This window comes from Aeromonas sp. 603757 (assembly GCF_049171255.1).
GTDB lineage: Bacteria > Pseudomonadota > Gammaproteobacteria > Enterobacterales > Aeromonadaceae > Aeromonas > Aeromonas veronii_A.
In genome coordinates, this window is record NZ_JAAKOE010000001.1 from 380,336 (window position 1) to 399,401 (window position 19,066).

At 60.4% G+C, this 19,066-nt stretch carries 13 protein-coding genes; 11 read left to right on the forward strand and 2 right to left on the reverse strand.

All coding sequences use genetic code 11. The features are described 5' to 3' along the window. The first annotated feature begins 26 nt into the window (after positions 1-26). From ssnA to xdhC, 9 genes are all read left to right on the forward strand, one after another. Positions 27-1,355: a putative aminohydrolase SsnA gene (gene ssnA, locus G5332_RS01635; RefSeq protein ID WP_421249779.1), complete on the forward strand. Its 1,329-nt coding sequence runs from the start codon at positions 27-29 to the stop codon at positions 1,353-1,355. An 80-nt stretch (positions 1,356-1,435) separates the two neighbouring features. Beyond that, complete coding sequence (gene ygfM, locus G5332_RS01640; protein ID WP_421249780.1) at positions 1,436-2,212, forward strand: molybdopterin-dependent oxidoreductase FAD-binding subunit; 777 nt, start codon at positions 1,436-1,438, stop codon at positions 2,210-2,212. Beyond that, positions 2,209-5,106, forward strand: coding sequence for a molybdopterin-dependent oxidoreductase Mo/Fe-S-binding subunit (locus tag G5332_RS01645; RefSeq protein ID WP_421249781.1), 2,898 nt, complete (start codon positions 2,209-2,211; stop codon positions 5,104-5,106). Before ygfM ends, G5332_RS01645 begins: the two co-directional genes overlap by 4 nt. A 95-nt stretch (positions 5,107-5,201) precedes the next feature. After that, the gene (locus G5332_RS01650; RefSeq protein ID WP_421249782.1) at positions 5,202-6,725 is read left to right on the forward strand and encodes a nucleobase:cation symporter-2 family protein; all 1,524 of its coding nucleotides are present in this window, start codon (positions 5,202-5,204) and stop codon (positions 6,723-6,725) included. A 52-nt stretch (positions 6,726-6,777) separates the two neighbouring features. Then, positions 6,778-8,094 carry a guanine deaminase gene (gene guaD, locus G5332_RS01655; protein ID WP_421172351.1) on the forward strand — a complete coding sequence of 439 codons (1,317 nt, stop codon included), beginning with the start codon at positions 6,778-6,780 and terminating at the stop codon, positions 8,092-8,094. A gap of 397 nt (positions 8,095-8,491) precedes the next feature. Then, positions 8,492-9,793, forward strand: a complete 1,302-nt coding sequence (locus G5332_RS01660) for an NCS2 family permease (protein WP_180343373.1) — start codon at positions 8,492-8,494, stop codon at positions 9,791-9,793. Positions 9,794-10,157: 364 nt separating this feature from the next. Then, entirely contained in the window at positions 10,158-12,476 is a 2,319-nt protein-coding gene (gene xdhA, locus G5332_RS01665; protein ID WP_421172352.1) for a xanthine dehydrogenase molybdenum-binding subunit XdhA, read from the forward strand. Beyond that, positions 12,469-13,347 (forward strand): xanthine dehydrogenase FAD-binding subunit XdhB, encoded by an 879-nt coding sequence (gene xdhB / locus G5332_RS01670; protein WP_216978827.1) that lies wholly within the window; start codon positions 12,469-12,471, stop codon positions 13,345-13,347. Before xdhA ends, xdhB begins: the two co-directional genes overlap by 8 nt. Beyond that, positions 13,344-13,829: a xanthine dehydrogenase iron sulfur-binding subunit XdhC gene (xdhC, locus tag G5332_RS01675; RefSeq protein ID WP_005336775.1), complete on the forward strand. Its 486-nt coding sequence runs from the start codon at positions 13,344-13,346 to the stop codon at positions 13,827-13,829. The genes xdhB and xdhC overlap by 4 nt, the downstream gene beginning before the upstream one ends. 115 nt (positions 13,830-13,944) lie before the next feature. Here the strand turns inward: xdhC and G5332_RS01680 are convergent, their stop codons facing one another. After that, positions 13,945-14,484 carry a glycine zipper 2TM domain-containing protein gene (locus tag G5332_RS01680; protein WP_088868906.1) on the reverse strand — a complete coding sequence of 180 codons (540 nt, stop codon included), beginning with the start codon at positions 14,482-14,484 and terminating at the stop codon, positions 13,945-13,947. A 501-nt stretch (positions 14,485-14,985) separates the two neighbouring features. On the opposite strand from G5332_RS01680, the gene G5332_RS01685 reads away from it, so the two are divergent. Then, complete coding sequence (locus G5332_RS01685) at positions 14,986-15,174, forward strand: hypothetical protein (protein WP_005345660.1); 189 nt, start codon at positions 14,986-14,988, stop codon at positions 15,172-15,174. 62 nt (positions 15,175-15,236) lie between these two features. Here G5332_RS01685 and G5332_RS01690 read toward each other — a convergent pair whose 3' ends face one another. Next, the gene (locus G5332_RS01690) at positions 15,237-16,763 is read right to left on the reverse strand and encodes a YfcC family protein (protein WP_279490860.1); all 1,527 of its coding nucleotides are present in this window, start codon (positions 16,761-16,763) and stop codon (positions 15,237-15,239) included. A gap of 665 nt (positions 16,764-17,428) precedes the next feature. On the opposite strand from G5332_RS01690, the gene G5332_RS01695 reads away from it, so the two are divergent. Beyond that, positions 17,429-19,051, forward strand: coding sequence for an acyl-CoA synthetase (locus tag G5332_RS01695; protein ID WP_421172354.1), 1,623 nt, complete (start codon positions 17,429-17,431; stop codon positions 19,049-19,051). The last annotated feature ends 15 nt before the right edge of the window (positions 19,052-19,066 follow it).

Genomic DNA, 19,066 nt, shown 5'->3' on the forward strand with positions numbered 1-19,066 from the left:
ACCACGAATAAGCGAAGGAGCAAACCATGTTTATTCTGAAGAACGTCACCGCTGTCCAGCTGGAGCCGACCCGGGTGCTGGAAGGGGTGGATATCGCCATCGAAGGATCGCTTATCAAAGCGGTGGGGCCCAATCTGCGGGCCCTCTACCCGGAGGCCAACTATCGGGAGATGGGCGGCAAGCTGGTGATGCCGGGTATCGTCTGTGCCCACAACCACTTCTACTCCGGCCTGTCGCGGGGGATCATGGCCAATATCGCCCCCTGCCCGGATTTTATCTCCACCCTGAAAAATCTCTGGTGGCGGCTCGATCGGGCGCTCGATGAAGAGTCCCTCTACTACAGCGGCCTCATCTGCTCGCTGGAAGCGATCAAGAGCGGTTGCAGTGCGGTGATCGACCACCACGCTTCGCCCAACTTCATCAAGGGCTCCCTGAATGTGCTGCGCAAAGGGTTTATGGAGGCGGGTCTGCGTGGCATGACCTGCTTCGAGACCACGGATCGCAACGGCGGCCTCGCCGAACTGCAGGCCGGGGTGGAGGAGAACATCCTGTTCGCCCAACAGATCGATGCGGCCAAAGCCAAGGGGAGCGAACCCTATCTGGTGGAGGCTCATATCGGCGCTCACGCCCCCTTCACCGTACCCGACGAGGGGCTGGCCATGCTGCGCGAAGCGGTACAGGTCACCGGTCGTGGTCTGCATATCCATGTGGCGGAAGACCGCTACGACATGGCCCACGGTCACCACCACTATGGCAAGGAGCCCATCGCCCGGCTGGACGAGTTTGGCCTTGTCGACAGCAAGACCCTGATCGCCCACGGCATCTACCTGAGCCCGGCTGACATCGAACTGCTCAACAGCCGCGATGCCTTCCTGGTGCACAACGCCCGCTCCAACATGAACAACCACGTGGGCTACAACATGCACCTGCCGGAGTATCGCAATCTGGCACTTGGCACCGATGGTATCGGCTCCGACATGCTCGAAGAGCTCAAGTTCGCCTACTTCAAACACAAGGATGCCGGCGGCGCGCTCTGGCCCGACAGCTTTGCCCGGTTCCTCTGGAACGGCAACACCCTGCTGGAGCGCAACTTCGGCGCCAAATTTGGCCGCCTGGAGCCGGGTTACAAGGCCGACCTCACCATCTGTGATTACGCAGCACCGACCCCGCTGGCACCGCGCAATCTCGGCGGCCATCTCGCCTTTGGCATGGGCTCATCCGCGGTCAACAGCGTGATGGTCGAGGGGCGTATGGTCTATCAGGATCGCGAGTTCGCCTTTGACGTCGAGCCCATTTATCAGCAGGCCAGCAAGGTGGCGAGCCGCCTGTGGCAACGGATGGATCAGCTGGCCTAAGGCCACCCTCCGCACGTTTGGACCGGATTGCCCGCCCTGTGGATTTTCCCGGCGGCGGGCTGCAAGAGTAAGGACGACACATGATTGAGCAATTCTTCCGACCCGAGCAACTGGGTCAGGCTTTGGAACTCAAGGCCAGTTTCGGCAACGACGCCGTCTACATGGGGGGCGGCAGCAAGCTTAATGCCGCCCCGACCCGCACCGACAAGAAGGTCGCTATCTCACTGGACAAGCTGGGGCTTGACCAGATTGAGCAACAGCACGGCCAGCTCCATATCGGCGCCACCGTCACCCTGCAGACCCTGAAAGATGATCCCCGTACCCCGGCCGCCCTGTGCGACGCGCTGGGGTTTGTCTACTCCCGCCATCTGCGCAATCAGGCCACCCTCGGCGGCGAACTTGCCTGCCAACAGCAGGATTCCCCCTTGCTGCCGGTGCTGCTGGTACTCGAAGCCGTGGTGGTGCTGGAGAACAACCTGCTGCAACCCATCGACGCCTATCTGGCGGGCCAGCGCAATGCCCTGGTGTTGGGGATTGTGCTGCCGGAGCCTGAACTGCGCTGCGCTACTCGCCGCATCAGCCGCAATGCCGATGGCTTGGCGGTGATGACCGCCGCCGTGGCCCTCGACAGCATTGGCGAGATGCGGGTGGCCGTCGCTGGCGTTACCCCGCAGCCGATGCGCCTGCGGGATCTGGAGCGCCGCGAATTGCACGATGCCGCGCTGGAGGCCGCCGTGAGCGATTTGATCTCGCCCCGTGAGGATCTGGCGGGAAGCATAAGTTACAAGCGGTATATCACTGGCGTGGTAGTGGCGGATCTGCTGGTGGATTGCCAGCAGCAGGAGGTGCAAGCATGATGGAACTCAACTTTACCCTGAACGGTGCCCTGCGCACCGTCATCTGCAAGGCCGGTGACAATGCCCAGCGGGTGCTGTTCAACCAGTGCCGGATGCACTCGGTGCGCAACAGTGACGACGGCTTCGGTTTTGCCGGCTCCGACGCCATTCTCTTCAACGGCAAGGTGATCAACGCCTCCCTGCTGATCGCCGCCCAGCTGGATGGATCAGAGGTGCGCACTGCAGAGTCCCTCGGCAGCTGGAACCAGCTCAGCCTGGTACAGCAGGCGATGGTGGATGTGGGCGTGGTGCAGTCAGGCTACAACGATCCGGCTGCGGCGCTCATCGTCACCGACCTGCTTGATCGCCACCCCGAGCCCAGCCGTGATCAAATCGACGATGCCCTCTCGGGCCTGTTTCACCGCGATGGCGGTTATCAGCAGTTCTATCAGGCCATCGAGCTCGCTTGCTCACGGATGAAGGATCCCGATTACCTGTGCCAGATCGCCCCCGAGTTTCGCGACGATTTGCGCCATATCGGCAAGAGCTGCCCAAAAGTGGACGCGGCCAAGATGGTGCAGGCCAAGCCCTGCTACGTGGAGGATCGGGTTACTGAAGATGCGCTGATCATCAAGATGCTGCGCAGTCCCCATCCCCATGCGGTGATCACCAAACTCGATGTGAGCCGCGCCGAGGCGCTGCCGGGTGTAGTGCATGTCATTACCTATCTCAACTGCCCGTATGTGTTTTACACCCCGGGTGGCCAGAGTGCCCCCGAGCCGTCACCGCTTGATCGCCGTATGTTCAGCCGCAAGCTGCGCCACGTAGGTGACAGGGTCGCCGCCGTGGTGGCCGAGAGTGAAGCCATCGCATTGGCGGCCCTCAAACTCATCGAGGTCGAGTATCAGGTGCTGCCAGCGGTCATGAATATCGATGAGGCGATGGCTCCCAACGCACCGCTGGTACACGACGAGCCCATTGTCTACATGGCTGGTGCGCCTGCGGATCTCGAGCAGCAGAACGCCTGCTCGGTGCGCCGCGGCGACGAGCACATGATCATCAACTTCCCCATTGGTTCCCGTCCGCACGAGAACCTGGCCGCCAGCGTCCATGGCCAGATCGGTGATGTGGCCAAAGGGTTTGCCGAGGCGGATGAGATTGTCGAGCGCACCTACGAATCGACCCAGGCCCAGCAGTGCCCGACCGAGCCGCACATCTGCTTCACCTACATGGATGGCGACCGTCTGGTTATTCACGCATCTACCCAGGTGCCCTGGCACGTGCGCCGTCAGGTGGCGCGCATCGTCGGCATGAAGCAGCACCAGGTACATGTGATCAAGGAGCGGGTAGGGGGCGGCTTTGGCTCCAAGCAGGATATCCTGCTGGAAGAGGTGTGCGCCTGGGCGACCAAGGTCACCGGCCGTCCCGTCACCTTCCGCTACACCCGTGAAGAGGAGTTCATCAGCAACACCTCACGCCATGTGGCCAAGGTGAAGGTGAAAGTGGGGGCCAAGAAAGATGGCACCATCACCGCCATCGAGATGGATTTTCGCGCCAACACCGGCCCTTACGGCAACCACTCATTGACGGTGCCGAGCAACGGCCCGGCGCTCTCCCTGCCGCTCTATCCGTGCGACAACGTGCGCTTTACCGTCAACACCTACTACAGCAACATCTGTCCGACCGGCGCCTATCAGGGTTATGGCGCGCCCAAGGGCAACTTCGCGCTGACCATGGCCATTGCGGAACTTGCCGAGAAACTGGGCATCGATCAGCTCGACATGGTGGAGCACAACCGGGTGCATGAAGGGGACATCCTCAAGGTGCTGGGTGCCATCGGCGAGGGCAAGATGCCCACTTCTGTGCCCCACGCCGCCAGCTGCGCCCTCGAGCCTATCCTCAAACAGGGTCGCGAACTGATTGCCTGGGATAGCCCCAAACCCGCTGACGGGGATTGGCGCATCGGTCGTGGCGTCGCCATCATCATGCAGAAATCGGGGATCCCGGATATCGATCAGGCCAACTGCATGGTCAAGCTGGAATCGGACGGCACCTTTATCGTCCACTCCGGTGGTGCCGATATCGGTACCGGCCTCGATACCGTGGTGGCCAAGCTGACCGCCGAAGTGCTGCACTGTCCGCTCGGGGATGTGCATGTCATCTCCGGCGACACCGACCATGCCCTGTTCGACAAGGGGGCTTACGCCTCGTCAGGTACCTGCTTCTCCGGCAACGCGGCCAAGAAGGCGGCCGAGAACCTCAAGGAGAAGATCCTGTTCCACGGCGCCGCCATGCTGGGCGAGCCGGTAGCCGATGTTGAGCTGGCGTTCCCGGGCGTGGTGCGCGGCAAGCTGGGGGAGGTGAGCCTCGCCAAGCTGGCCCACAAGGCCGAGACAGGTACCGGCTTCGGTATCCTCGTGGGCACTGCCAGCTACATCACCTCTGAGCTTGCCTTCCCGTACGGGGCCAACTTCGCCGAGGTGGCGGTCAACGTCAGAACCGGCGAGATCCGGCTCGACAAGTTCTACGCCCTGCTAGACTGCGGTACCCCCATCAACCCGGAGCTGGCCCTCGGCCAGATCTACGGGGCGACCATGCGGGCCATCGGCCACACCATGAGCGAGGAGATCTGCTACGACAGCAAGGGCATCCCGCTGACCCGGGATCTGAAGAGCTATGGCGCGCCCAAGATTGGCGACATTCCGCGCGACTTCCGGGCCTTCCTGGTACCGAGTGACGACAAGGTCGGCCCTTACGGCGCCAAGTCCATCTCTGAGATCGGGGTCAACGGCGCGGCGCCTGCCATCGCTACCGCCATCCACGACGCCTGCGGTGTCTGGTTGCGCAAGTGGCACTTCACGCCGGAGCAGATCCTGCGCGAACTGGGCAAGCTGGAGCAAAAAGTGTCGGCATAACTAAAGAAAAGGTGAGGGGCGGGCGCCAGCTCGCCCCCAGCGCCTGATGGCGGAATGAGTACTCCGCCTACATTCTGTGTGATGGGACAAACACGATGTCTAAAACAACACGCAAGCACTCGGATCTCATTTACGAGCTGGAAGACAAACCCCCGTTTTATCAAACCCTGATGGGTGCAGTGACCCATCTGCTGGCCATTTTTGTCCCCATGGTAACCCCGGCGCTGATCGTCGGCGGGGCCCTCGGCCTATCTACCGAGACCACCGCCTATCTGGTCTCCATGGCGATGATCGCCTCCGGTATCGGCACCTGGCTGCAGGTGAATCGTTATGGCCCCATCGGTTCTGGGCTGCTCTCCATCCAGTCGGTCAACTTCTCCTTCGTGACCGTGATGATCGCGCTCGGCGGCGCCATGAAAAAAGATGGCATCCACGAGGAGCTGATCGTCTCGACCCTGCTCGGGGTCTCCTTTGTCGGTGCCTTTCTGGTGATGGGCTCCTCCTTCGTGCTGCCCTACCTCAAGCGGGTGATCACCCCGACCGTGAGCGGGGTAGTGGTACTGATGATTGGCCTGAGCCTTATCAAGGTGGGGATCATCGACTTTGGCGGCGGCTTCTCTGCCATGAGCAGCGGCACCTTTGGCAAATACGAGCACATCGGGCTGGGGCTCTTGGTGCTCTGCGTCATCGTCGCCTTCAACTGCAGCCGAAGCCCACTGCTGCGGATGAGCGGCATTGCCATCGGCCTGATGGTGGGTTATGCGGTGGCCCTGATGCTCGGTATGGTGGATTTCTCCGCCCTTGAGAACCTGCCGCTTATTACGGTGCCTATCCCGTTCAAGTACGGTTTCTCCTTCGATTTTCACGCCTTTATGCTGGCGGGCACCATCTATCTGTTGAGCGTGCTGGAGGCGGTGGGGGACATCACCGCCACCGCCATGGTCTCTCACCGGGATATTCAGGGGCCCGAGTTTCAAAAGCGGCTCTCCGGCGGCGTACTGGCGGACGGGTTGGTCTCGGTCATTGCCTCGGCACTCGGCTCTTTGCCGCTCACCACCTTTGCCCAGAACAACGGCGTCATCCAGATGACCGGGGTGGCCTCACGCCATGTGGGCAAGTTTATCGCCGTCATTCTGGTGCTGCTGGGGCTCTTCCCAGTGGTGGGGCGCTTCTTTACCACCATACCGTCACCTGTGATGGGGGGCGCCATGGTCATCATGTTCTCGATGATCGCCATCGCCGGTGGTCGCATCATCATCAGCCACGGTTTCGATCGGCGGGAGACTCTGATTGTCGCCACCTCGCTGGGCCTTGGGCTCGGGGTTTCCTACGACCCGAACGTCTTCAAGGTGCTGCCGGCGGGTATCTACATGCTGGTGGAGAACCCCATCTGCGCCGGCGGCATCACCGCCATCATCATGAATCTGGTGTTGCCGCAAAGCCGCAAACGCAAGGCGGCCATCAAGGATGTCGAGGCGGTGGAGGTGATCCAGCTGAGCGACAAGCCGGATGTGATCTTTACCGCCCGCAGTGCGGGCCAGCCATCGGCCAGCAAGGGTGAGGGGTCACCAGAGCCAGTGCCCGGGCAGGCGGTGGCGCCACAAGTGGAACGGATCTGACGGTTAAACCGGCAAAAAACGTCAACAGAACAAGAAAAACAGGGAAACGGTTATGAAAAACGACAACTCTGTCAAAGCGGTACGCGGCAGCTTCTTCGATATCACCCGAGTGGTGGATCAGCCCGAGGAGATTGAGTCCAACGCCCGCCTTATCGAGGATGGTCTGCTGATCATTCGCAACGGTTGCATCGACTGGTTCGGTGAGTGGGAGGAGGGGAAAGATCGCATCCCGGCCGAAGTGCGGGTGCGGGATTATCGCGGCAAGATGATAGTGCCTGGCTTTGTCGATACCCACATTCACTATCCCCAGAGCGAGATGGTGGGGGCCTATGGCGAGCAACTGCTGGAGTGGCTCAACCGCCACACCTTCCCGGCCGAACGGCGTTACAACGATCTCGAATATGCCCGCGAGATGTCCACCTTCTTTATCAAGCAGCTGCTGCGCAACGGCACCACCACGGCGCTGGTGTTCGGCACCGTTCACCCCGAGTCGGTGGATGCCCTGTTCGAGGCGGCCAGCCGCATCAACATGCGAATGATCGCGGGCAAGGTAATGATGGATCGCAATGCGCCCGATTATTTGCTCGATACCGCCGAGAGCAGCTATGTGCAGAGCAAGCAGCTCATTGAGCGCTGGCATGGTAACGGTCGGCTTCTATATGCCATCACACCAAGATTTGCACCCACTTCGACATGCGAGCAGCTGACGATGGCGCGGCGGCTGCGCGAAGAGTTTCCCACCACCTATCTACACACCCATTTATGCGAGAACAAGGATGAGATCGCCTGGGTAAAATCTCTCTTCCCGGCACACAAGGGTTATCTCGACGTCTATCACCAGCATGGGCTGACCGGCCACAACTGTGTGTTTGCCCACTGCGTCCATCTGGAAGAGCAGGAGTGGGATTGTCTGAAAGAGACCAATTCCACCATCGCGTTTTGTCCCACCTCGAACCTTTATCTCGGCAGCGGTCTCTTCAAGCTGCACAAGGCGTGGCGCAAGCAGGTGAAAGTGGGGATGGGTACCGACATCGGCGCCGGTACCACCTTCAACATGCTGCAGACCCTCAACGAGGCCTACAAGGTGATGCAATTGCAGGGAGAGCGCCTTTCGGCCTATCAGGCCTTCTATCTGGCGACTCTGGGCGGTGCCCATTCGCTCGGGCTTGATGAGAAGATCGGCAGCTTTGCGGTGGGCAAGGAGGCGGATTTCGTGGTACTCGACCCCGTCGCCACCCCGCTGCAACAGCTGCGGTATGACAACTCCACCACCTTGCGCGACAAGCTCTTTGTGCTGCTGACGTTGGGTGATGACAGATCCATCTACCGCACCTATGTGGATGGCCAACTGGTGCATGAACGGGGGTAGGGGCTGGAGTGGGCTGCCGCGGCGCAGCCCCAACGAATACGGCGGCTGGCGTGCTCCACAGGGGCGCCAGTCTTGCCGCACGACAGGGGATCTCCCCGCATAGAACGTGAAATGGCCCGGTTTTTTTGACCAGCAAGGCAAACGTTTGAGTCAAGGCTGCCTGCCCTGGTCTGTCTGTCGCATCCTCTGCCACCATCGCCTGTTTCTCATCAGACTGGCGTTCGGCAGACCCGCAGATCCTGTCGCCATTTCGTCATGGAACATTCAGGCGCGTGTGAAGGAGTTGGGTATGACCCAAGCAAACAGCAGGACAAACAGCGTGGAACAGCTGGTCAATGATGACGCCAGCCAGAGCGCAGCAAAGCAACAGCCGCTCACGGCTCTTGATCGCTACTTTATGATCAGCGAGCGGGGCAGCAACGTCAGACAGGAGGTGCTGGCGGGCCTCACCACCTTCCTCGCCATGGTCTACTCGGTGATCGTGGTGCCAAGCATGCTCGGCAAGGCGGGCTTTCCCCCCGGCGCCGTGTTTGTCGCCACCTGTCTGGTGGCGGGGTTCGGTTCGCTCTTGATGGGGCTCTGGGCCAAGTTGCCGATGGCCATCGGCTGCGCTATTTCCCTCACGGCGTTTACTGCATTCAGTCTGGTGCTGGGGCAGCAGATCCCCATTCCGGTGGCGTTGGGCGCCGTCTTCCTGATGGGGGTGCTGTTTACCGCCATCTCGGTGACCGGGGTGCGTAGCTGGATCCTCGACAACCTGCCGATGGGGATTGCCCACGGCACCGGCATCGGGATCGGCCTCTTCCTGCTGCTCATCGCCGCCAACGGGGTGGGGCTGGTGATCAAGAACCCGCTGGAGGGGCTGCCGGTGGCGCTGGGGGCTTTTACCTCCATGCCGGTCATCATGTCCCTGATCGGCCTTGCGGTGATCTTCGGGCTGGAGAAGCTGAGAGTACCGGGGGGGATCCTGCTGGTGATTATCGCCATCTCCATCTTCGGCCTTATCTTCGATCCGGCGGTGAAATATCAGGGGCTGTTCGCCCTGCCGAGCCTGTCGGACGATCAGGGCAAGTCCCTCATCTTCAGTCTGGATATCATGGGGGCCCTCTCGCCGCTGGTGCTGCCCAGCGTGCTGGCGCTGGTGATGACAGCGGTATTCGATGCCACCGGCACCATCCGCGCCGTGGCGGGGCAGGCCAACCTGCTCGATAAGGATGGTCACATCATCAACAGCGGCAAGGCGCTCAGTGCCGACTCGGTCAGCAGCATCTTCTCCAGTCTGGTGGGGGCGGCCCCGGCTGCCGTCTATATCGAATCGGCCGCGGGCACGGCGGCGGGGGGCAAAACCGGCCTCACCGCGACCGTGGTCGGCGGCCTCTTCCTGCTGATGCTGTTCCTCTCGCCGCTCTCCTATCTGGTGCCCGCCTATGCCACCGCACCGGCCCTGATGTATGTGGGGCTCTTGATGCTGAGCAACGTCACCAAGCTCGATTTCGATGACTTTGTCGGGGCCATGTCCGGGCTGGTGTGCGCCGTCTTTATCGTGCTCACCTGCAACATCGTGACCGGCATCATGCTTGGCTTCAGCTCGCTGGTGATCGGCCGCATCTGCTCGAAGGAGTGGCACAAGCTCAACGTCGGCACCGTGGTCATCGCCCTGGCGCTGGTGCTCTTTTATGCTGGGGGGTGGGCTATTTAGGGATAACCCGCCCGTTTGGGGTCGCTCTGGCGGCCCCATTTTTATATCTGCGGCGCTCTGACCGTCAACGCTGGTTACCATGCCTTAGCCGCTAGTGCCATCGCGATACCATTTTGATAAATCCCCCTACCAGATTGATAGGCTCCCACCCTTGCTCTCCTCGCTCTGCCGATTTTTTCACCGCTGATGTGCCCCATTTGCTCAGGGGCTGCCCTTGGCTTGTCGCTTCGGGCCAACAAAAGCGGGCTAGATGGGATCCCCTTCACACTTCTCCCCATTCTCCTGACGATGGCGGGAAACAGGCGCATATCTTGCTGTTTTTTATGCCGGTTCCAGATTTTTCCATTCGAAAAAGGACTTGCATATGTCCATAGGATTACCGCTCAAGCGGGTGGATGCCGAGGCCAAGGTGACCGGCAGCGCCCGCTATACCGATGACAACATCATGCTCGGGATGCGCCACGCCAAGTACGTGCGAAGCAATATTGCCCACGGCAAGGTGCTCGCCATCGATGCGACCGAAGCGCTGGCCCTGCACGGGGTCGAAGCCGTGTTTACCCATGAAGATGTCCCCACCACCTGTTTTCGTACCGCTGGTCACGCCTGGTCTCTCGATGAGGCGAAACGGGATGTGAAAGACCGCTGCCTGCTCACCGACCATGTACGCCACTTTGGCGATGGGGTCGCCATCGTGGTGGCGCGCGATCCGCTGATCGCCGAAAAAGCGGCCGCGCTGGTCAAGGTGACCTACGAACCGCTGCCGGTGATGACGGATGCCGAAAGTGCGCTGGCCGATGGTGCCTATCCCATCCACCCGAGTGGTAATCTGCTGCGCCAAAGTCAGCTTCGCGCCAATGACCCGGAGCAGGCCATTGCGGCGGCCGATCTGCAGTTTCAGGGGCACTACCGGACCCCGGTGGTGCAGCACTGCCATCTGGAGACGGTGACCTGCTACGCCTACATGGATCAACCGGACCACATCATCGTGGTCAGCAGCACCCAGATCCCCCAGATAGTGCGCAGCCGGGTGGCCAAATCTCTCGGCCTGCCCTGGTCGAGCGTGCGGGTGATCAAGCCCTATATGGGCGGCGGTTTTGGCAACAAGCAGGATGTGCTGGAAGAGCCAATGGCGGCGTTTCTCAGCTACAAGCTTGGCGGCGTGCCGGTCAAGGTGACCTTGAGCCGGGAAGAGTGCTTTTTTGCCTCCCGCACCCGCCACGGCTTTGCCATCGATGGCAAGATGGGCCTCAACCGCGATGGCACCCTCAAGGGCTATCAGCTCGACGTGCTCTCCAACACCGGCGGCTATGCCTCCCATGGTCACTCCATCGCCAGCGCCGGTGGCAACAAGATCAGCTACCTCTATCCGCGCAGCGCCTTCGGTTATGACGCCAAAACCTTCTACAGCAACCTGCCCACCGCCGGTGCCATGCGTGGTTACGGCGCGCCGCAGGTGATTTTTGCCCTCGAATGCATGCTGGATGACGCCTGCGCCGAACTGGGGCTGGATCCACTCGATGTGCGCATCGCCAACGTGGCGAGGGAAGGGGACGTCAATCAGGTCAACCAGAAGACCATCTACAGCGCCGGGTTGCCTGAGTGTCTGCGCCGGGGGGGCGAGCAGTTCCAGTGGGAACGGCTCAAGGCCGAATGTCTGGCGCAGGATCCGGCAAGCAGGGTGCGGCGCGGCATCGGGGTTGCGTGTTTTAGCTACGGCTCCAACACCTACCCGGTGGGGGTCGAAATTGCCGGCGCCCGCATGCTGCTCAATCAGGATGGCACCGTCAATCTGCAGATCGGTGCCACCGAGATAGGGCAGGGGTCGGATACCGTCTTTGCCCAGATGGCGGCCCAGACGTTAGGCATTCCGTTTGAGCAGATCCGGGTCATCTCGACTCAGGATACCGACATCACCGCCTATGATCCTGGCTCGTTCGCTTCGCGCCAGAGCTATGTGGCGGCGCCCGCCATCCATCAGGCGGCGCTGCAGCTGCGGGCCCGCATTTTGTCGCTGGCGGCCCAACTCTGCCATCAGGATGTGGGATCGCTCACCCTGATCGATGGTTACGTGGTGCTGGCTGGCGCACCGGACAAGGTACTGATCAGCGTCGCCGAAGTGTCGGTCAACGCCTACTACCACCTCACTATCGGCGGTCAGATCACCTCCGAGGTCTCCCACAAGACCACCACTAACCCGCCCAGTTTCGGCTGCACCTTTGTCGATCTCAGCGTCGATATCGATCTCTGCAAGGTGACTATCAATCGCATCATTAACCTGCACGATGCGGGCAAGATCCTTAACCCGCAACTGGCGGAGGGACAGGTGCATGGCGGCATGGGGATGGGGATCGGCTGGTCGCTGTTCGAGGAGATGATCATCGATGCCAAGAGCGGCGTGGTGCGCAATCCCAACCTGCTCGACTACAAGTTCCCCACCATGCTGGATTTGCCGGAGCTTGAATGTGACTTCGTGCAGACCTATGAGCCCCAGTCGGTCTATGGCCACAAATCACTGGGGGAACCGCCCATCATCTCGCCGGGCCCCGCAATCCGTAACGCCATTCGAATGGCGACCGGGGTCGCCATCAACGAGTTGCCCATCACCCCCAAAACCCTGTTCCGGGAGTTTGTCGCGGCGGGTTTGATTGGCGAGGGATCAGGGGAGAAGCAACACCATGTTTGATATTGCCCGTTACTACAAGGCGCACAGCGTGGCCGAGGCCGTCGCCCTGCGCCAGGCCGACCCCGAGGCGCGCCTCTTGGCCGGTGGCACCGATGTGATGATCCAGCTTCATCACCTCAACGCCGTCTATCGCCATATCGTCGATATTCACGACTTGCCCGAACTCAAAGGGGTGAGCGAGTTGCCGGACGGATCGATCCGTATCGGCTCCGGCACCACCTTTACCGAGCTGATTGAAAACGAACTGGTGCAGCGCCGCCTGCCAATGTTGGCCGAGGCGGCCGCTACCATCGCCGGCCCGCAGATCCGCAACGTCGCCACCTATGGCGGCAATATTTGCAACGGCGCCACCAGTGCTGACTCGGCGGCGCCTACCGTCGCGCTGGAGGCCGAGCTTGAGATTGCTGGTCCTAACGGCACACGCCGCATCCCCATCGCCGGTTTTCATACCGGCCCAGGCAAGGTTGCGCTGCAACCGGCGGAAATTCTGGTGGCATTCCACTTTGCCCCGGACTCGCACCCCCAGGTGGGCTCCCACTACTTCAAATACGCCATGCGCGATGCCATGGATATCGCCACCATCGGCTGCGCCGCCTACTGCCAGATTGAGGATGGCCACTTCAAGCGCCTGCGGCTGGCCTATGGGGTGGCGGCCCCGACCCCGGTGCGCACGCCTCACGCGGAAGCGGCGGCCGAAGGGCAACCCCTGACTCGCGCCACACTGGCAGCGATTGCCGAGGCGGTAGTGGCCGATGTGGCGCCGCGATCCTCCTGGCGGGCGGAAAAGGAGTTTCGTCTGCACCTTATCAAAACCCTGGCGCAGCGGGTGGTCGCCTGCGCAGTCGAACGTGCCGGAGGCAAGATCCTATGATGCAACCGCAAAGCTGTCCCGCCGTGGAGATCCAGTGCGAGATCAACGGCAAGCCTTACTCCTATGCAGTGCCGCCCACCATGTCGCTGCTCCACTTCCTGCGCGGGCAGGGGCTGATCAGTGTAAAAGAGGGGTGCAGTGTCGGTGAGTGCGGCGCCTGTACCGTGCGGGTGGATGGCACTGCCATCGACAGCTGCCTCTATCTGGCGGTCTGGGCCGATGGCAAATCCATTCGTACCGTGGAGGGGGAGCGCAAAGGGAATGAGCTATCCGATGTGCAGCAGGCCTTTATCGACGAGGGGGCGGTGCAGTGCGGTTTTTGCACGCCTGGTCTGGTGATGGCGAGCGCCGCCCTGCTCGACAAGACCGAACGCCGTCCGCTGACCGATGCGGAGATCCGCCGCGGGCTATCGGGGAATCTGTGCCGCTGCACCGGGTATCAGAACGTGGTGCGGGCGGTCAAGAAGTGTTGCAAGGGGTAACTGACTGGGCGCAATGAGCCTGAGTGCTGTTGTTTGAAAAAGGAAACAAGCCTTCCCAAAAACACAGGCCCGCCTCGAAAGAGGCGGGCCTGCTGCTGAGTGGGGTCAGGAGACATCACACTTTTGGCTGGTCGATCACCAATTTGCCCTCCTTGACCGGAATGGTGGCGCCCGGGGCTTGCTTCATGCGGATCACCCCCTCCTGACCTGCGAGGCGATAGGTCACGTCATAACCTATGGTGTTGACGCTCGTATCCTGCACGGTCTTGCAGCGCTGCTCGGTGGTGGTGTAGGTATCGCCCGCCTGCATATTGCCCTGCACCTGATTACCGGCATAGCCACCCGCGACCGCCCCGGCTGCGGTGGCCACCTTCTTGCCGCTGCCACCGCCAAACTGGTGGCCGACCACGCCCCCCAGCGCCGCGCCAACCACGGTGCCGAGGATCTTGTGCTCATCCTGTACCGGCTTGCGATGGGTCACGGTGACGTTGCGACACTCCTGTCGGGGAGTCTTGATGGTCTCGGTGATCGGCTTGCTGGCGATCACCTCGGCAAAGGTGGGCTGGGGTGTAAAGAGGGAGCCGCTGGCCGCCGCCGAGAGTGCCAGGGCCGAGGCGATGCCAATACCGATACCTGCCATCATGGATCTGTTCATCTTGTTCTTCTCCTGCATACCCATACGGGCTCTTCCAATCTGGTGCCATCTTGTCACAACCGGCTGGCCGGACAAGGCGAGGGGGATGGGTCTGCGACAGGCGCTGGCAAGGTCAAAAAATAGCCACCATGAAAAAGTGTCTGACTTTGGCGACAACGGACTAAAAGTGACCAGTTTCCGGCGCATGGCGGGCTTTGCCAGTGTGATAAGGAGCAATTCGAGTCGCAATTTGCAAGGCGGGCGGTGAGCAGAATGCCAGAGTGGCAAAGTGCTGACGGGGGCAGGTCAAGGGAGGCCTTGAGCAAGGGCTCTGTTCGTTGAGATGGCCACGCAAGTGGTTGATAAATGGCTCCAGCCCCATCGGATGTTGGCCGATAAGAGATCACGGCAAGCATTTTGCTTTGATTGGGTGAAGCAGAGGGTGAACGGGCCGGCAGACAACTGCGTAAGACCTGATATGAAGATGTTCACCCGAGATCACCGGATCAACGAGGGGGAGATATGTCAATGTTACCCAGCTGGATCACCCCGGCCATCCAGGCCAACATCATCACGGTGCAGCAGGCCGAACGTCTGCTCTCATCCCTCTACCGGCCCCTGGCCGAGCAGGGAGAGGAGCTTCCCGCCGATATCGCCGACATCAGTCTTAAACTCTACTGCTTCCGCCAGCAGGGGCGGGTGCGTCACTAAGGCTGACAAAAGAACACCCCGTGCCAGGCTCGGGGTGTTGTCACTCATATATCACAGGCCTATCAGGCCAACATCACTTGCGCCACCAGCATCAGGGCGCCAAATCCCAGCACAAAGCCCACCATGGGCAGCACGAACTTGACCCACTTGTTGAACTGGATGCCGAGCATCTGCAGGGTGACCAGCACCAGTCCGGTGGGGGCCAGAAACAACATGGCGTATTGGCCCCAGTTGTAGGCCGATACCACGATATAACGGGGGATCATCACGGTATCTGCCAGCGGCGCCATGATGGGCATGGAGAGCACCGCGAGCCCGGAGGAGGAGGGCACCACCAGCCCCAGCAGGGTGAACACCAGCATCTGCGCCACCGCGAACACGGCGCCATGCATGCCGGAGACCAGATCGGAGGCGTAGGCCAGAATAGTGTCCGAGATCATCCCCTGATCCAGCACCAGATTGACCCCCCGTGCCAGCCCGATGATGAGCGAAACGGCCACCAGCTCCGACGCCCCCTGAGTAAAGGCCTCGACAGCCTCTTTCTCTTTGAGACCCGAGATAAAAATGATGATGATGGCGATGGTCAGGAAGGAGGCCGCCATCTGCGGGAACCACCAACCGGCCATGGAGACGCCCCACACCATCAGCGGGAAGGCGAGGATAAACAGGGTCAGAATGATCTTGCGGCGAAGGGTGAAGGGCACCCCTTCGTCCATAGAGCCCTTTTTGAGAAAACGGGCGCGAAAACTCTCTCTGTCCTCATAGGTGTAGGAGAAGGCTGGATTGGCCTTGATCTTCTTGCAGTACCAGTAGAGATAACCGATCACCACCAGGGTGCCCACCAGACAGCCGACGGCGCGAAAGATCAGCCCTTCGGTAAAGGGAATGCCGGCGGCATTGGAGGCGATCACCACCGAGAAGGGATTGATGGTGGAGAAGGTGGTGCCCATGGAGGCGGCGAGGAAGATGGCCCCTACGCAGACGATGGAGTCATAGCCGAGCGCCAGAAAGATGGGCACCAGTATGGGGTAGAAGGCGACCGCCTCTTCCTCCAGTCCGCAGGTGGTGCCTCCCAGCGCCATTACGAAGCAGACCAGCGCCACAAACAGGAATTCGTTGCCCCGGGTCTTGCGCGACAACGCCACCAGCCCTGCACTGAAGGCTCCTGTCTTGTTGATGACGCCGATCAGCCCCCCGAGCACCAGAATAAAGACGATGATATCCGCCCCCTCTATGGTGCCCTTGACCATGCTGACTGCCACGTCACCGAGCCCCTTGGGCGCTTGCTCCAGCCGTGCATAGGTGCCGGGAATGGCGATGGGCTTGCGGATGGTGCCGTTGGTAAATTGCTCCACCGCAATATTGATATTGAGTTTTGCCAGGGCATCCTGGGTTGCGGGAAGTCGGCTTATTTCCCCCTGTGGGCTATTGACCATCAGGCTTTCACTGGCCGGATTATAAGAGAGCTTGGCATAGGCGCCGGCCGGAATTATCCAGGTCAGCGCAATGGCCAGCAACATAATAAGAAACAGAATGGTAAATGCAGTAGGGAATTGTCTGCGTGGTGTGGTATTCGGCACGGCACACATAAAATGCTCCTTGATAAAGCAGGTTTGGGCTCGGCGGAATATCGGGTCGATAGGGTTTCTGCGTCATACATCCAAGGTACGCAAATTCACTGTATATTGCGTAGTGATTGGCGAGAAATCTGGCCTGATATTGAACATCCGGTAGATTGTTTCACGTTGTAACCGTAACCCGTGTGCGGCTGGATGAACATGGTGCCATGCTCGCTTTATGGGATGGCTCACAAAATTTATTTTCCATGGATTTAACAGCTGATATGAAATAAAAGTTATTATGCAATAACTATTTCACTTTTCGCTTAACGTGGGTTGCCTTAAATAAATGCCATGAAAATAGTTCGTGCCGAGATGAATGAAATGACATATAAAGCAGCTTTGGCGGAATAATATTCCACTATCGTCATCTTTCGTTATTCGCCAAAAAAAAGCCTGTGAAAAAATGGCACGCTTTCCCGTAACGCAATATTTTTTGCAACGAAAACAGAGGGCCCTGTTGGCAGAAGGCTGTCCCTGTCTAAGACGTTTTGCTAATACCTGCCGCCGCAGGCTCACTGTTAGGCTGTCATCCCCATAAGAGACCAGTGACGGGCAGGATGCCCATGTCGCTTGCTGATCTCTGATTGATCCCGAAACTGCCCGTTTTGTGCCACCTGTGAGGAAGGAATCCGATGACAGTGCAGAACATCTATGAGCGCGACCTTGCCAAAACCGCCGCCAATTTCGAGGCCCTGACCCCCATCAGCTTTCTGGGGCGGGCGGAGCGGGTTTATCCTGACTATCCGGCGCTGATCCACGGCTCGCTGCGCCAGAGCTGGGGCGAGACCGCCCGCCGTTGCCGCCAGTTGGCTTCGGCCCTGCGGCTTCACGACATCGGGGAGGGGGATACCGTCTCCATCGTTGCGCCCAATATCCCGGCGATGTTTGAAGCTCACTTCGGGGTGCCCATGAGCGGCGCTGTGCTCAACACCATCAATACCCGGCTCGATGCCGAGTCGATGGCTTTTATCTTCCAGCATGCCCAGAGCAAGGTAGTGCTGGTGGACAGGGAGTTTGGTGCCGTGGTGCGCAAGGCGCTGGATCTGCTGGAGCGCCAACCGCTGGTCATCGCTATCGACGATCCCCTCTACCGGGAGGGGGCGCTTGTTAGTGACCTCGACTATGAGACCTTTATTGCCACTGGTAACGGCGATGAACCCGGCTGGTTGCCGCAAGATGAGTGGCAGGCCATCTCCCTTAACTACACCTCCGGCACTACCGGCAACCCCAAGGGGGTGGTCTATCACCATCGCGGCGCCCACCTCAACGCCATCAACAACGTGCTCTCTTGGGAGCTACCCAAACATCCCGTCTATCTCTGGACCTTGCCGATGTTTCACTGCAACGGCTGGTGTTTCCCCTGGACGCTGGCTGCGACCGCCGGGGTGAGCGTCTGCCTGCGCCATGTGCAGGCCGCCGCCATTTATGAGGCGCTGCACGAGCACAAGGTGAGCCACTTTTGCGCGGCGCCCATCGTGCTCAATATGCTCAACAATGCCGATCAGGCGCTCAAGCGTGGGCTGGATCACCCCATCAAGGTGATGACCGCTGGCGCTGCGCCCCCCGCCACCGTGATCGCCGGCATGGAGGCGATGGGGATCGCCGTGACCCACGTTTACGGCCTCACCGAAACCTATGGCCCCTGCGTGTTGTGCGAGCCGCAAAGAAGCTGGCAGGGGCAGGATGCCACGGCGCTCTCCCGCCTCAAGGCACGGCAGGGTGTTGCGTCGCCTCTGCAGGGGGATATGCGGGTCATAAATCCGGTCAGTGGCGAGCCGGTGGCCAAAGATGGCAAAACCATGGGGGAGATAGTGCTGCGGGGCAATGTGGTGATGAAAGGCTATCTCAAGAACCCGGTCGCCAGCGCCGAGGCGATGGCGGAGGGGTGGTTTCGCAGTGGCGATCTGGCGGTATGGCACCCGGATGGTTATGTGGAGATCAAGGACAGATCCAAGGACATCATCATCTCCGGCGGGGAGAATATCTCCAGTCTGGAGGTGGAAGATGTGCTCTATCGCCATCCCGATGTGGACGAAGCGGCGGTGATCGCCATGCCCGATGAAAAGTGGGGGGAGGTGCCCTGCGCCTTCGTGAAATTGAAAGAGGGGCGAGAGACTACCCAGGCGGAGCTGATCGCCTTTTGCCGGGAGCAGATGGCCCACTTCAAGGCCCCCAAACGCATCATCTTCACCCCGCTGCCGAAGACCTCCACCGGCAAGGTGCAAAAATTTGTGCTGCGCAAACAACTGGGTTAGGTGCTAATCGAGCGT